Origin of the sequence: Mycobacterium kansasii ATCC 12478 (assembly GCF_000157895.3) — a bacterium.
GTDB lineage: Bacteria > Actinomycetota > Actinomycetes > Mycobacteriales > Mycobacteriaceae > Mycobacterium > Mycobacterium kansasii.
Genome location: NC_022663.1, coordinates 3,784,362 through 3,799,277, shown reverse-complemented (window position 1 = coordinate 3,799,277; position 14,916 = coordinate 3,784,362). Strand labels below are relative to the sequence as shown.

The window sequence follows — 14,916 nt, the reverse complement described above, 5'->3', positions numbered from 1 at the left end:
ACGGGCTATGGTGAAACCGCTGCCGAACAAACCAGTGAACAAGTGAAGAAGCCGAGGATGCGCAATGAGCCACCGGCCGGACTCGCGCAATACGGCGATGCATCCGTGAGCCCCTCCCCCGCCGATGTCCCGCCCGCCGCACGCGGTGTCGTCGATGACTTGGCCAACGCCGCCAAGACCCCCGTCAAAGCCCTGGTCTGTGGTGGCATCGGAACTGGCAAGACATCCCTGCTGATCGCGGCCCGCGAGGCGCTGCGCCGCGCCGGGTTGACGGTCCTGACCCGCCCTCCACGGGACGATGATCCATCCGACGCGGTGTTCGTCGTCGACGACACCCACCTACTGACCGATTCCGAACTCGTTCGGCTGACCGAGCGGGCCTCCGAGCCTCATGCCACGGTCGTGGTAGCCACCGAAGACCACCAGCAGGACCCGGCGCTGCGCGCCTTGACGACGGCCATCGAACGGGAGCGGCCTCGAATATCGCTGGGTCCGCTGACGGTCGCCGAGCACCTACGTGATTACACGGCCGGGTTGCCGTTCCTGATCCATGCGGTGTCCGACGGGGCACATCCGCCGGCACAGGCCGCCAAGTTCGCGCTCGTCGAGCGGTTGCGCCGACTCGACGAACCCACACTGGACGCGCTGCTGCTCATGTCGCTGAGTCTGGGGTTAGGTGTCACCGATGTCGCTGCGGCGCTTGGGGTTTCGACGGCAGACGCCCGTCGGCTAGTCGATCGTGCGTACGCCAGCGGACTCGTCATACCCTCCCATCCCCCGGCCTTCTTGCAGGCAGTGCATGACGCCATCGCCCTGATCATCGGCAACGCGCACCACCATCAGATCGAAACATCGCTGCTGCGTACGCAATTCGACATTTCGCCGATATCGCAGGATCTCGCGTTGCAACTAGCCGAACATGGGTTGCATGACGACCGGCTAGCAGCCATCCTCAGCCGATATGCCGTGGTCGAGGGCGACTCGGCCCGCAGCGCACGGCTGTACCGGGCGGCGGTCAATGCGGGTGCCGCCGGCCTGACCTCCCGGCTGGCCGATGCGCTTGCCCGCACCGCCGATTGCACAACAGCGGCAGCACTGGCCGACAAACTGCTCAGCTCACCCGACTCCGCCGAACGCGCCGCGGCGGTGCGGATTGCGGCCAGCATCGCCAGCCATGACGGCAATACAGCTCAGGCCGCCGAATTGTTCGGCTGGCTGGGCCCACACCCTGACGCCGTGGCCGGTTCTGCCGCGGCGATCGTTCTTGCGGCCACGGGTGATCTGGCGGCTGCACGAGATGCGTTGCGTATCAAGGACTCTAGCCCGCCGACGATGGCTGCGCGAGCTTCGCGCGGCCTCGCCGAGGGGCTACTGCTGACCATGGACCAGCCCTATCCGATCGCGATGGCGAAACTGGGCCAGGCCCTTGCGGCCCAACAGTCGGTGACCGAAGCCATGCCGGACAGCCCGGCCGCGCTGGTTGCCCTGGCCGCAATACACGGCGGCGACCCGGTACGCGCTCGCAGTGTGATCGGGCGGGCTGTGCGCGCGGGTGGCGACGCCGTGTTCCGGAGCCGGCACCTACTGCTGTCCGCGTGGATCAAGATGCAAGATGGCCAGCTGCCGTCGGCCGCCGCGGATGTCGCCGCAGCCGGCACCGAGCTTCACCGGCGTGACGCGTTGTGGGCCGCGGCATTACACATTGCGATCGCGCGCCGCACTGGCGACACCGGTGTGCTGCACAAGCAGTGGTCCACCGCCATGGAAGTGCTCGCCGAATATTCGATCGATTTGTTTGCGCTGTTGCCGCTTGCCGAATTGTGGGTGGCCGCCACCCGAATACGCCAGGTGGACCAACTGGAATACCCCGTGAATGAGGCGTTCGCGCTTCTGGATTCGCTGGGCAGCCCGCCGGTGTGGTCCAATTCACTGCATTGGGCCGGCGTGCACGCCGGGATACTTGCCAGCTCACCAGATTCGGTCGCGCCGCACGGGCAGGCCCTGGCTGCGGCGGCGGCCCACAGCGGCCTCGCGCAGATCCTGTCCGGTGCCGGGCGGACCTGGCTACGAGTGCTGGCCGATCAGGTCGACGCCGACGAGGTCACCGTGGCGGCACGGTCACTGTCCCGCGTTGGTCTGACCTCGGACGCGACCAGGCTGGCCGGGCAGGCCGCCCTGCAAGCCTCGGATGCCAGGGTTTCCGGTGCGATGCTGCAACTGGCCCGAGACCTGAAGCTGGGCACGGGTTGTGAGGAGGTCATCGGCCTGGAACCGGCCGCGGGCCCGTCGGCCGCACCACGCCAGCCACCGGCGGGCACTCCGCTGTCCGATCGGGAACGCGAAGTCGCCGAGTTGCTTCTGCTGGGGATGCCGTACCGCGACATCGGCAGCCGGTTGTTCATTTCGGCCAAGACTGTCGAACATCACGTCGCACGGATCCGCCGACGGCTCGGCGCCGAGTCCCGCTCGGAAATGTTGTCGATGCTGCGCGCAATGTTGACCCCACCGGACTGAGCCGCAGATGAGACGCGGCGCCGACGGCGAAGTTAGGACAGCCTTTCTCGCATCGAATACGGCAAAGATGACAGTATGGGCAGGTTGAGCAGGCAATAGAGCACGCCAGAGCGACCCAAAATGACTAGACATTGGAGAGACTTTCGGTGACCACGCAGACGCTCATCAGACTGGTAGTCGGCCTGGGCATGACCGCAATAGTGGGCGCATTCGCGCTGCGGCGGGTCTGGTGGCTGTACAAGCTGATCATGTCCGGTCAACCCGCCAGCGACCGGACGGACAACATCGGGACCCGGATCTGGACCGAGATCGCCGAGGTGTTCGGCCAGCGCCGGCTGCTGAAGTGGTCGATCCCAGGCCTGGCGCACTTCTTCACCATGTGGGGATTCTTCATCCTGCTGACGGTCTATATCGAGGCCTACGGGTTGCTATTCCAGCCCAACTTCCACATCCCGATCATCGGCCGGTGGGACGCGCTGGGCTTTCTGCAGGACTTCTTCGCGACCGCGGTCTTCCTCGGGATCGTCACCTTCGCGATCATCCGGTTGCGGACGGAGCCCAAGGAGTACGGCCGCGGCTCACGGTTCTACGGCTCACACACCGGCGGCGCGTGGCTGATCCTGTTCATGATCTTCAACGTCATCTGGACCTATGTGCTGGTGCGCGGGTCGGCGGTGAACAACGGCACACTGCCCTACGGCAAGGGGGCGTTCTTATCTCAGTTGTTCGGCGCGATCCTGCGTCCACTGGGCCACACCGGTAACGAAATCCTGGAGACGGTGGCCCTGCTGCTGCACATCGGCGTCATGCTGGCCTTCCTGATCATCGTGCTGCACTCCAAGCACCTGCACATCTTCCTGGCCCCGATCAACGTCGTGTTCAAGCGCCTGCCCGACGGGCTGGGCCCGCTGCTGCCGATCGAGGCCGACGGCAAGCCGATCGATTTCGAAAACCCGCCTGACGACGCGGAATTCGGCCGCGGCAAGATCGAAGACTTCACGTGGAAGGGCATGCTCGATTTCGCCACCTGCACCGAATGTGGGCGCTGCCAGTCGCAGTGCCCGGCGTGGAACACCGGCAAGCCGCTGTCCCCGAAACTCGTCATCATGGACCTGCGGGATCACTGGATGGCCAAAGCGCCATACCTGCTGGGCGAGAAGGACGCCGCAACGGAGGGCGGCTACGTCGAATCCGGTCGCGGCGAACACCATCACGTTCCCGAATCCGGATTCGGCCGGGTGCCCGGCTCCGGGCCCGAGCAGGCGAATCGACCCCTGGTCGGTACCGCGGAACAGGGCGGCGTCATCGATCCCGACGTGTTGTGGTCGTGCGTGACCTGCGGCGCATGCGTCGAGCAGTGCCCGGTGGACATCGAGCACGTTGACCACATCGTTGATATGCGCCGCTACCAGGTGATGATGGAGTCAGAGTTCCCATCTGAACTGTCGGTCCTGTTCAAAAACCTTGAGAACAAAGGGAATCCGTGGGGGCAGAATGCCTCGGACCGCACCAACTGGATCGACGAGGTCGACTTCGACGTGCCGGTATACGGCGAGGATGTCGACAGCTTCGACGGCTTCGAATACCTGTTCTGGGTGGGCTGCGCGGGCGCCTACGACGACAAAGCCAAGAAGACCACCAAAGCCGTCGCCGAACTGCTGGCGACCGCCGGGGTGAAGTTCCTGGTATTGGGTGCCGGGGAGACCTGTAACGGCGACTCCGCGCGCCGCTCGGGCAACGAATTCTTGTTCCAGCAATTGGCCGCCCAAGCCGTCGAGACGCTGGACGGACTGTTCGAGGGCGTGGAGACGGTCGACCGCAAGATCGTGGTCACCTGCCCGCACTGCTTCAACACCATCGGCAAGGAATACCGGCAGTTGGGCAGCAACTACACCGTGTTGCACCACACTCAGCTGCTCAACCGGCTGGTACGGGACAACCGATTGGTGCCCGTGACTCCCGTTTCTCAAGACATCACGTACCACGACCCGTGCTATTTGGGCCGGCACAACAAGGTGTACGAGGCACCGCGTGAGTTGATCGGCTTCGCGGGCGCCAACCTCACCGAGATGCCGCGCCATGCCGAGCGCAGCTTCTGCTGCGGGGCGGGCGGCGCGCGGATGTGGATGGAAGAGCACATCGGCAAGCGGATCAACCACGAACGCGTCGACGAGGCGCTGGCCACCAACGCCGCCACCATCGCCACCGGCTGCCCGTTCTGCCGGGTGATGGTGACCGACGGCGTCAACGACCGGCAGGAAGAAGCTGGTCGCAGCGGCGTCGAGGTGCTCGACGTGGCCCAGGTGTTGCTGGGGTCGCTCGACCGCGACGCGGTGAAGCTGCCGGAGAAGGGCACGGCCGCCAAAGAGGCCGAGAAGCGGGCCGCCAAGACGAAAAAGGTAGCGAACGCAGCGCCGAAAGCTGCTGCACCGAGCGCTCCAGCTGAGGCTTCCACCGCGGCACCGGCAGAGGCGGGGCCCGCCGCGCCGGTCAAGGGATTGGGCATAGCAGGCGGAGCCAAGCGACCAGGCGCCAAGAAAGCAGCGCCCGCTGAAGGAGCGGCTAAAGCACCTGCTGAGGAAGCGGCCAAAGCACCCGCAAAGGGGCTCGGCCTGGCCGCCGGCGCCAAACGACCCGGCGCCAAGAAGGCAGCCCCTGCCCCTGGCGTCGAAAAGGAAACCGCCACGGAGCCGGAAGCGGCACCGGCCGCCCCGGCCAAGGGGCTCGGCATCGCCGCCGGTGCCAAGCGGCCCGGCGCTAAGAAGGCAGCCCCCGCCCCTGGCGCCGAAGCGACCGCCCCGGCCGAGGAGCCCAGCACGACACCGGCAGCCGAAACACCGCCCGCGGCGCCCGTGAAAGGTCTGGGCATCGCCGCCGGCGCCAAGCGGCCGGGAGCGAAGAAGTCCACCACGGCGGCGGCTCCGGCACCGGCGGCCCCCGCCGAGCAGCAACCCGAGGCAGAACCGGAAGCCGAGCCGACCGCACCGGCCGATGCTGACGCGGCTCCCCCGGCGACCCCCGTCAAGGGGCTGGGCATCGCACCCGGCGCCCGTCCACCGGGGAAGCGCTGACCACGATTTGACACCTGTCAGCAAATTTCGCTGGACAGCGATGAGACCATGGTTGACGTGACTACTCACCAGCTGCCCTGGCACGCCTCCGCACATCATCGGCAGCGCACCTTCGCGCAGTCGTCCAAGCTGCAGGACGTCCTGTACGAAATCCGCGGCCCGGTACACCAACACGCCGCGCGGCTGGAAGCCGAAGGTCACCGCATCCTCAAGCTCAACATCGGCAACCCGGCGCCGTTCGGTTTCGAGGCGCCCGACGTGATCATGCGTGACATGATCCAAGCGCTGCCCTACGCCCAGGGATACTCCGACTCTCAGGGCATTTTGTCGGCCCGCCGTGCGGTGGTCACCCGCTACGAGCTGGTCGAGGGCTTCCCGCGATTCGACGTCGACGACGTCTATTTGGGCAACGGGGTGTCCGAGCTGATCACCATGACGTTGCAGGCCCTGCTGGACAACGGCGATCAGGTGTTGATCCCGTCACCGGACTACCCACTGTGGACGGCGTCGACCTCGCTGGCCGGCGGCACGCCCGTGCACTACCTCTGCGACGAGACCCAGAGCTGGCAGCCCGACATCGCCGACCTGGAATCCAAGATCACCGACCGCACCAAGGCCCTGGTCGTGATCAACCCGAACAACCCCACCGGTGCGGTCTACAGCCGCGAAATCCTCACCCAGATGGTCGATTTGGCGCGCAAGCATCAACTGCTGCTGCTCGCCGACGAGATCTACGACAAGATCCTCTACGACGACGCCAAACACATCAGCGTGGCCTCGCTCGCCCACGACATGTTGTGCCTGACCTTCAACGGTCTGTCCAAGGCATACCGGGTCGCCGGATACCGGGCCGGCTGGCTGGCGATCACCGGGCCCAAAGACCACGCCAGCAGCTTCATCGAGGGCATCAGTCTGCTGGCCAACATGCGGCTGTGCCCAAATGTCCCGGCGCAGCACGGAATTCAGGTCGCCCTCGGCGGACACCAGAGCATCGAGGATCTAGTGCTTCCCGGCGGCCGGCTGCTCGAGCAGCGCGACGTTGCCTGGACCAAGCTCAATGAGATTCCCGGGGTCTCGTGTGTCAAGCCGGCCGGCGCGCTGTACGCGTTTCCCCGATTGGACCCTGAGGTCTACGACATCGCCGACGACGAGGAACTCGTCCTGGACCTCTTGCTGTCCGAGAAAATTCTGGTCACCCAGGGCACCGGATTCAATTGGCCGGCACCCGATCACCTGCGCCTGGTGACATTGCCGTGGTCTCGTGATCTTGCCGCCGCGATCGAGCGGCTGGGTAACTTCCTGGTCAGCTACCGCCAGTAGCGACGCGAAACTCTTTGCCGGGCAGAGCAATCGACTTGGAGCCGGTGCACCTGCTCGCCTCGCGGAATGGCCAAACGTGGTCGATATTTGCGAAAGCCGGCCCTAACGTGTCCGGCTGGCATACGCTGCGGGGTTAGTCAGTCTATCGTGGCTGCGCGATCCCGCCGTGGGGCCGCTATCGGCCACGGCCAGCGGGAGGCTTACATGTCGTTTCTCATCGTGGCGACGGAGGCGTTGGAGGCGGCGGCCTCGGATGTTGCCGGGATCGGGTCGGTGCTCAGTGAGGCCGGCGCGGCCGCGGCGGCCCCGACCACAGCGGTGCTTGCTGCCGGTGCTGACGAGGTGTCGGCGGCCATTGCGACGTTGTTTAGCGCGCACGGCCAGGCCTACCAGGCACTGAGCGCACAAGCGGCGGCGTTTCATAACCAGTTCGTGCAGGCACTGAACGTCAACGCGGGCTCGTACGCGGCCGCGGAAGCAACCAACGCGGCCCAAAGTATTCTTCTGGACCCACTGAACGGAATCAGCCAGGTGCTGACCGGGCGCCCGCTGATCGGTAACGGCGTCAACGGGGCGCCGGGCACCGGGCAAAGCGGTGGGGCCGGCGGCTGGTTGATCGGCGACGGGGGTAACGGCGGATCGGGCCAATCCGGAGTGTCCGGCGGACAGGGCGGCAACGGCGGGGCCGCCGGACTGTTCGGCAATGGCGGCCTGGGCGGCGGCGGTGGCAGCGGCTCGATTAACAACGGCGGGAACGGCGGAAGCGGCGGAACCGGCGGGCTGCTGTACGGCACCGGCGGCGCCGGGGGCGCGGGCGGATTCGGCACCGCCAACGGGGGAATCGGCGGCAACGGCGGCAGCGCTGGACTGATCGGCAACGGCGGCGTCGGCGGCGTCGGCGGTGTGGGCAGCGCAGGGCTGCAGTTCGGCGGCGGGAACGGCGGCCAGGGCGGGGCCGGTGGCTGGCTCCTCGGCAACGGCGGCGGTGGCGGCGCCGGCGGGCTGGGCGGCGCCGCAGCCGGTGGGTCCGGGGGCAACGGCGGTAACGCCGGGTTGTTCGGCGGCACCGGTGGCACCGGCGGGGCCGGCGGAAGCTCCGTGGAGAGCATCGGCGGGTCCGGCGGTACGGGTGGCCACGCCGGGTTGTTCGGCTCGGGCGGTAGCGGTGGCGTCGGCGGGGTGGGATCTGCCGGCGGCGGATTCGGCGGGTCCGGCGGCGACGGCGGTCGCGGCGGCCTGATCTTTGGCGCCGGCGGTGACGGCGGAGCCGGCGGGGAAGGCAGCCTTAACAACTCGCCGTTGTTCATCAGCGGAGGTCAGGGCGGCAACGGGGGCGACGCCGGCCTATTCGGCATCGGCGGAGCCGGCGGCGCCGGCGGCCTTGGCTATGTCAATACAACAGGTGCCACCGCCACGGGCGGCAACGGCGGCGCCGGCGGAACCGGCGGCACGCTATTCGGCATCGGCGGAGTCGGTGGCATCGGTGGTGCCGCCTTCGCCGACACCGTCGCCGGTGGCACCGCGACGGGCGGCAACGGCGGCGCCGGCGGGACCGGCGGGAGGCTATTCGGTAACGGCGGGGCCGGCGGCACCGGCGGGGCTGGCTTCGAAAGCTTCGGCGGTGGCGGCGAGGGCGGTAACGGCGGCAACGGCGGTCAAGCCGCGCTGATCGGCAACGGCGGCAGCGGCGGCAACGTCGGGGTCCCCGGACCGAACGGCGTCGGCATCGGCACCGGCGGCAACGGCGGCAACGCCCAGCTGATCGGCAACGGCGGCAACGGCGGCAACGCCGCGACACTCCTCACCGGCACCCCAGGCAACCCCGGCTCGGGCGGGCTGCTATTCGGCCAGCCCGGGCAACCCGGGCTCTAGCCCGATAGTCCGGCCGGTTGCGGGCGGTAGCCGCCGCTTGGGATATTTCACCGCGGCCCGCTATGGGCGCAGCCAGATTTCTGGACCACCCGACGCACTGAATCATGTTGGCAAGCAATTGATTTGGGCATGGTCCTGCCATCTCACGGCCACCAGGGAACCGCTCGGCAATTTACCGGCAGTAACCGCCTCGCGTAGTGGTGGTGATGTTGTGCGCGGCCGGGCGGGGCTGCGAAACGGTGGCGAAAGCCGGGCCTACTGCCGGACAACAGAGGTCGAAATGCCCTAACAGGCACGGCCGACTGCGCGCGACGCTGTTGTCTTCCGCCATGTGCTGGCGTAACCGGGTAGGAGGACAGCGATGTCGTATGTGGTGGTGGCACCGGAGATCGTGGTGGCGGCAGCGACAGATCTGACGAATATCGGTTCGGCACTCAGCGAGGCCAGTGCCGTCGCGGCGGCCCCGACGACGGCGATACTGGCGGCCGGTGCCGACGAGGTGTCGGCGGCCATAGCGGCGTTGTTTGGGGCGCACGCGCAGGTCTATCAGGCGCTGAGCGCCCAGGCGGAGGCCTTTCACACCCAGTTCGTGCAGGCCTTGACCGCAGGCGCAGGCGCGTACGCCAGCGCCGAGGCCGCCAGCGCGTCGCCGCTGCAGTCGCTCCTGGACCTGGTGAACGCGCCCACCCAGGCGGTGTTCGGGCGCCCGCTGATCGGCAACGGCGCCAACGGCGCCCCGGGAACCGGGGCAAACGGCGGAGACGGCGGGATCCTGTTCGGCAACGGCGGGGCCGGCGGATCCGGCGGCCCCAATCAAGCCGGCGGCAACGGCGGGGCCGGTGGCATCCTGTTCGGCAACGGCGGAACCGGTGGTGCCGGCGGAGCCTCATCGACCGGGGTTGGCGCGGGCGGCGGGGCCGGCGGGATCGGCGGACTGTGGGGTACCGGCGGCACCGGTGGCGCCGGCGGGCCATCAACAGTCTCCCTCGGCGGGCCGGGCGGACCGGGCGGACGAGCGCTGTTGTGGGGCCTCGGTGGCACCGGCGGTGTCGGCGGGGCCTCCTCGGTCGGCACCGGCGGCACCGGCGGCGCCGCCGGTGCCGGCGGGCTGTTCGGGGGTCCGGGCGGCACCGGCGGAACCGGCGGCTTCGGCGTCGTGCAGGGTGGGCGCGGCGGCGACGGGGGCGTCGGCGGGCTGTTCGGCGTCGGCGGTGCCGGCGGCACCGGCGGAGCCACCACCACGGGTGAGGGCGGGTTCGGCGGGAACGGCGGCACCGGGCTGTTCAACACGGGCGGGGCCGGCGGCAACGGAGGTTCGGCTAGCGGCGGCACCAGTATCGGTGGGGGCGGCGGGGTCGGCGGGTTCGGATTCTTCGGCGACGGCGGGCCCGGCGGCACCGGCGGTACCAGCACCACCTGGAACGGCGGGTTCGGCGGGGTGGGCGGTTCGGGCTTCTTCAACGGCGGCACCGGCGGGGCCGGCGGCCACGGCGCCAACATCGGCGGGACCGGTGAAAGGGGCGGCAACTCCGGGCTGTTCGGCAACGGCGGTGACGGCGGGGCCGGCGGCACCGGCGGCGTGATGGGCGGACCCGGCGGCCGGGGCGGCTCAGCCGCGCTGATCGGCGACGGCGGAAACGGAGGAAACGCCGGAGCCGGCCCAACCCCGGGCAGCCCCGGCGGAGGTGGCACCGGCGGGCTGCTAGTCGGCGCGGACGGGTTGAACGGGCTGCCGTAGGCCCGCAACGGCCCGGGTTTACGACGAGGCCGAGCCGATGGCGCGAAGGTTCCGATCGCCCGGGTTTGGCCGCGAGGGCCGATGCTCGCAATTGCTGACCAGGGCAGGTTCGGCCACACCTCACCCACTGGCGTGTTGGCAAACCCACCCATCGGGGGTGTGGCCGGACTCGATGGAGCGGGCCAATTCCGCGGTCGTTTGAGGTGGCAGGTCGACGTCAGCGTGCGGATAGACGACCGGCTCCTCCTTGGAGTTGTGCTGGTCGAGTTGAGCCAGCAGCCGACGGCAGGTTTCCGCCAGCCGCCGCAGGTCTTCTCCGTCGGCAAGCAGGTCCGTCAGGGTGTCCATGGTGTGCCACAGCTCGCCATGCTCGCGTAGCATCACCAAGATCGGCATGACCATCCCGGCTTGGCGGATCGGCGGGAAAAGGAAGACCTCCTCCACGTAGATGTGCCGGCGCAGCGCGTCCAGCGCGGCGGTCAATGCTTCGGGCTGCATTTGGCCAAGCTCGAGCTCTTCGATGAACTCCTCTATCGCACAGTCGATTTCGTGGTGTTCTCGCTTCAGGACGGTAGAAACAGCCGGGTCGGGCATCGGATGCTCCTCCGAGTCTGGGCCGGGGCGGTTCAAATCTCGTCGAGCCGGCACGGACGCTGATTCCGGCATGATGGGTCTCCGCACTCAACGGTTCAGCCGCAACACGTCAGCAAGCGGACGCCGCGGTGTGGGCGGCGGCAGGTGGTCGAGCACCGCGCCGCAGCTGATATGCGCTTCCCGCATCGATCGATCCGCGCGTAGGAGCCGAGTGGGATCCAGGGTTGGCTCCAACCGGCTACCTTCGGCCGCCCATCGCCAGGGTTGACTGTTGTACAGCAAGGGAGCCCGGCCCGCCAGTTCGATCGCATTCTCGATGGTCGGGGTGTCCAACACGGTGTCCAACACGGTGCACCTCCGATTGCTGTTGTGCCCCAAGCCTTCTCCGAGATGGTGTGAAGACCGGCATCCGGTGCTATATTAATGAATAATATCCTCTAAATAGCATCTAGGCAATGTGACGAGGGACGCCCTGGGATGAACGACCGAAACAAGCCGGCAAGCGGACCACCGCATCGCATGGGCCACAATCGGCAGCGTCAACGAGTGCTCGAGTTGGTGCGCATGCACTCCGACGCGGTCGACGCCGCCGAACTCGCCGCCCAGATGGGACTGCATCCGACCACGGTGCGCTTTCACCTCGACGCGTTGTGCAGTGACGGAGTCGTCGAGCGTACCCGGATCGCACGCTCCGGCGTGGGCCGCCCCCGCACCGGTTACCTCGCGGTGCACGATCGGCTCGACTATCAGATCCTGGCCGAGATTCTGGCGCTGGAATTGGGCGACACCACCGACAAGCGTCGCCGCCGCGCCGAAGCCGCCGGCCGGCGATGGGCCGGGCGGATCTCGGGCGACTCGACAAGCGAAGACGTTGCCCGCCAACATGCTTCCGGCGATGTCGGGACCAGGGAAACGCTCGGGAAGCGCGCGGCGCTGATCGCGAGGGTGTTCGCCCGCATGGGGTTCGGCCCCGAGTTGCAGCCCGCCACAGGATCGAACAGGGCAGCCCAGCAGACGATTCAGCTGCACAGCTGCCCCGTGCGGGAACTGGCCCGAACCCACCCGGAAGTGGGCTGCGCCCTGCACCAAGGACTACTACAGGGCCTTCTCGCGGGTTGGGCTGCACACGAACGTGGTTCGGCTGTGTCGCGGCCGGCGATGAAGGCCGAACTCGAGCCATTCGTCGAGCCGGAACTATGTCTTGTCAGGATGACCGGGCATGACTGAACTGCATGTTCAGCCGGGCCACGCTACCGCAGATGTCAGCGACCGCAAGGATATTGAGGCGCTCTTGCGCCGGTTCTACGGCCGGGTGATGGTCGACCACGTGCTCGCCGCGCCCTTCGGCGAGTTGCGGAGCAAGGGTCTGGATATGCACATCCCGGTCATGGCCGACTTCTGGGAGACCGTGCTGTTTCGCGCCGGACTTTACCGGGGCAGCGCATTGCACGCCCACCGGAGCGTCCATCAACGAACACCGTTGAGCAGCCGTCATTTCGTCCGCTGGCTGACCGTATGGAACAACACGGTCGACGAAATGTTTCAGGGACCCGTCGCCGAGCACGCGAAAGTCCAGGGCGGCAGGATCGCCTGGGCCATGCACCGACGGCTAACGGGCACGGACGCACCAGAACTCGACGATCTGATCACCCGCCAAACCGGCTGAGTCCGCGGGGGCCAGCTGATTCCGGCTCGGTTCGCGCGCCCTAGATGGTCTGATGGCGCCCGAAGAATTCATGGTCTTCGTTGTAGCCGCCGTAGCCGCTGCCGAGTTCGGAGTAGTGCGCGACGAACTCGATGCCCTTGAGCCACTTCACATGTCGAAAGCCGTGCTGCAGTTCATTACGCAGTCGCAGCGGCGCGCCGTGACCGTAGCTCACGGGTTCGCCGTTCATGTCGTAGGCCAGCATGGTCAGGTGGTGGCTCATCTGCTGGATGGGGTGTGCCACGTAGTAGATTCCGCCGTCGGCGCCCGGCCCCAGCGAGTAGAAGACCACCCATTTGGCCTCCGGCAGCGGTTTGACGATGTCCATGATCGTCTGCATCGACACGCCACCCCATTTCGCGACACCCGACCAACCCTGGATGCAGAAATGCTGGGTGATCTGTTCGTGGTACGGCAGGTCACGCAATTCGGCCAGTGAGAACGCGGTCGGGCTCTCGACGAGACCGTAGACCCGCAGTCGCCAATCCACGAAGTTGTTCTTCTCCAACTCTTTGTACTCAACCGATTCCGGGTAGGTGCCGTTGTGCCAGAAGTACGGCGAGATGTCCTTTTCGGTGAATGCGCCGGGCTTGGGGTTGGTGTACTCGAACAACCGCTGCAGGGGCCCGATGAGCGCATACCCGACTCGCTGCACGGTACGTGGATGCCGAAAAGTGAACGGCGTGGCCATCACCCAGCCTACGGCCACCACGACCATGGCCGCCGCGAAGATCCAGAACCCGACCCAGCCGTTGTCGTCGCGGGCGGCGAACATGTGGTTGAGATTGCGCAACGCCTCGGTGGTGAACACCAACGTGACGTGGACGAGGATGAAGAACAGGAAATACACCAGCACCAGGAAATGCAGCGAGCGTGCGGTCTGGATGCTCAACCGCTTACTGATCACGGTGAAACGCATCGAGAGGGCCGGCGACATTCCGAGACCGCTGATGAGGGCAAGCGGTGCGGCGATGAAGACGGTGGTGAAATAGGCCAGCAGCTGCAACGCGTTATATGCCACCCAGGTGTTGTCGATCGGCCAACTCAACGACAGATATTGGATTGCCACCGACGCGGCGTTGGGAAAGACGTCCCAACTGGTGGGCACGATGTGTCGCCATTGACCGGTTGCGAACAGCAGCACGTAGAAGACCACGCCGTTGAGCAGCCACAAGACGTCGACGCCCAGGTGCCACCACCGCGCCAGCCCAATAGAATGCCGAATTCCGGGCAATCCCAACTGACGGGGCAGGCCAACCGAATCGTCCTTGGCCGTCCACAGCGGGTCATCCGGCACCGGCTTTGCCACCCGGAGCCACTCGTCCCTACCCGGCGTGGCATTGCGACTGAAATAGAGCCGTGGATGATCGCACAGGATCTGAATTCCGGAGCGGATGATGAACATCATCAAGAACAGGTTGAAGAAATGCGACCATCCCACCCAGGCAGGAATGCCCGGGCCAACGCCGGACGGGACATGGGTGCCGGGATATCGCTGGATGAACGCCTGGACGGCCGGCATGTTGTGCAGGCCCTTGCCCACCGCCACCGCCAAGACCAACAGGGCGAACCCGATGGGAATCAGCCACATTAGGTTCAGCCATCTGTCACGACCGACACGCAGGCGTGGAGCGATCGCCCGCTTGTCTGCTATCCCGCCGGCCCAGGTCTCCGGGTTGACAATGTTTTCAGCGAGGCGCAGTTCGGCGCGGTAACCGAAGTCCAGTTCTCCGTCGCCGCGCGCCGCAGTGACCGTTCCCGGCGAATCGACTTGCCTGACCGCGCCGCGACTCTCGTCAGGAATGTTTCGGACATCGAGGTCTTTGTCGGTCATCGGATCGCGCCCCTCTATTTTCTACAATCTATCCTGTGCAAACTGTACGCCATGGCATGCATGATCGGGAAGCCGTGGGTTGAGTTGCCGAACTCGGGATCCAGCCCAGCGCCGCGGACCCGACGGTGGATTGCGAGTTAGCCTGCGACACTTGGGCCTTTGTCAGCTGGCCGGGGCGCGCGGCGGCGTTGGCCGCACGGTCGCCCCGGGATGCCGGTGAGGCCGCGCCTTCGGCGATGGCGCGACGAGCGACTGAGTCACCTGGAGG

At 67.0% G+C, this 14,916-nt stretch carries 10 protein-coding genes; 7 read left to right on the top strand and 3 right to left on the bottom strand.

Annotated elements, in window-relative coordinates; all coding sequences use genetic code 11:
- Positions 1 to 57 precede the first annotated feature (57 nt).
- The 5 genes from iniR (at position 58) to MKAN_RS16530 (ending at position 10,515) form a co-directional block, all read left to right on the top strand.
- The gene (iniR, locus tag MKAN_RS16550; RefSeq protein WP_023370016.1) at positions 58 to 2,514 is read left to right on the top strand and encodes an isoniazid response ATPase/transcriptional regulator IniR; all 2,457 of its coding nucleotides are present in this window, start codon (positions 58 to 60) and stop codon (positions 2,512 to 2,514) included.
- A gap of 146 nt (positions 2,515 to 2,660) precedes the next feature.
- Positions 2,661 to 5,585 (top strand): (Fe-S)-binding protein, encoded by a 2,925-nt coding sequence (locus tag MKAN_RS16545; RefSeq protein WP_023370014.1) that lies wholly within the window; start codon positions 2,661 to 2,663, stop codon positions 5,583 to 5,585.
- 30 nt (positions 5,586 to 5,615) lie between these two features.
- Positions 5,616 to 6,905, top strand: coding sequence for a pyridoxal phosphate-dependent aminotransferase (locus tag MKAN_RS16540; protein ID WP_036394632.1), 1,290 nt, complete (start codon positions 5,616 to 5,618; stop codon positions 6,903 to 6,905).
- 204 nt (positions 6,906 to 7,109) lie between these two features.
- Entirely contained in the window at positions 7,110 to 8,777 is a 1,668-nt protein-coding gene (locus MKAN_RS16535; protein WP_023370010.1) for a PE family protein, read from the top strand.
- 361 nt (positions 8,778 to 9,138) lie between these two features.
- Positions 9,139 to 10,515, top strand: coding sequence for a PE family protein (locus MKAN_RS16530; RefSeq protein WP_023370008.1), 1,377 nt, complete (start codon positions 9,139 to 9,141; stop codon positions 10,513 to 10,515).
- A 120-nt stretch (positions 10,516 to 10,635) separates the two neighbouring features.
- On the opposite strand, the gene MKAN_RS16525 is transcribed toward MKAN_RS16530, so the two are convergent.
- Together MKAN_RS16525 and MKAN_RS16520 are read right to left on the bottom strand one after the other, a co-directional pair.
- Positions 10,636 to 11,109: a hemerythrin domain-containing protein gene (locus tag MKAN_RS16525; protein WP_023370007.1), complete on the bottom strand. Its 474-nt coding sequence runs from the start codon at positions 11,107 to 11,109 to the stop codon at positions 10,636 to 10,638.
- 87 nt (positions 11,110 to 11,196) lie between these two features.
- Positions 11,197 to 11,454 (bottom strand): hypothetical protein, encoded by a 258-nt coding sequence (locus MKAN_RS16520; RefSeq protein ID WP_133163581.1) that lies wholly within the window; start codon positions 11,452 to 11,454, stop codon positions 11,197 to 11,199.
- Between the two features lie 132 nt (positions 11,455 to 11,586).
- Between MKAN_RS16520 and MKAN_RS16515 the strand changes: the two genes are divergently transcribed.
- Together MKAN_RS16515 and MKAN_RS16510 are read left to right on the top strand one after the other, a co-directional pair.
- Positions 11,587 to 12,336 (top strand): helix-turn-helix transcriptional regulator, encoded by a 750-nt coding sequence (locus MKAN_RS16515; RefSeq protein ID WP_023370003.1) that lies wholly within the window; start codon positions 11,587 to 11,589, stop codon positions 12,334 to 12,336.
- Entirely contained in the window at positions 12,329 to 12,775 is a 447-nt protein-coding gene (locus MKAN_RS16510) for a group III truncated hemoglobin (RefSeq protein WP_023370001.1), read from the top strand. Before MKAN_RS16515 ends, MKAN_RS16510 begins: the two co-directional genes overlap by 8 nt.
- Positions 12,776 to 12,815: 40 nt before the next feature.
- Here the strand turns inward: MKAN_RS16510 and MKAN_RS16505 are convergent, their stop codons facing one another.
- Entirely contained in the window at positions 12,816 to 14,648 is a 1,833-nt protein-coding gene (locus MKAN_RS16505; protein WP_023369999.1) for a molybdopterin-dependent oxidoreductase, read from the bottom strand.
- Positions 14,649 to 14,916: the final 268 nt, after the last annotated feature.

What these genes read in the sequence shown, in the direction of transcription:
- iniR (WP_023370016.1), top strand. Translation starts at nt 58, where the DNA reads ATGCGCAATGAGCCACCGGCCGGACTCGCGCAATACGGCGATGCATCC.
- MKAN_RS16535 (WP_023370010.1), top strand. Translation starts at nt 7,110, where the DNA reads ATGTCGTTTCTCATCGTGGCGACGGAGGCGTTGGAGGCGGCGGCCTCG.
- MKAN_RS16530 (WP_023370008.1), top strand. Translation starts at nt 9,139, where the DNA reads ATGTCGTATGTGGTGGTGGCACCGGAGATCGTGGTGGCGGCAGCGACA.
- MKAN_RS16525 (WP_023370007.1), bottom strand. Translation starts at nt 11,109, where the DNA reads ATGCCCGACCCGGCTGTTTCTACCGTCCTGAAGCGAGAACACCACGAA.
- MKAN_RS16515 (WP_023370003.1), top strand. Translation starts at nt 11,587, where the DNA reads ATGAACGACCGAAACAAGCCGGCAAGCGGACCACCGCATCGCATGGGC.
- MKAN_RS16510 (WP_023370001.1), top strand. Translation starts at nt 12,329, where the DNA reads ATGACTGAACTGCATGTTCAGCCGGGCCACGCTACCGCAGATGTCAGC.
- MKAN_RS16505 (WP_023369999.1), bottom strand. Translation starts at nt 14,648, where the DNA reads ATGACCGACAAAGACCTCGATGTCCGAAACATTCCTGACGAGAGTCGC.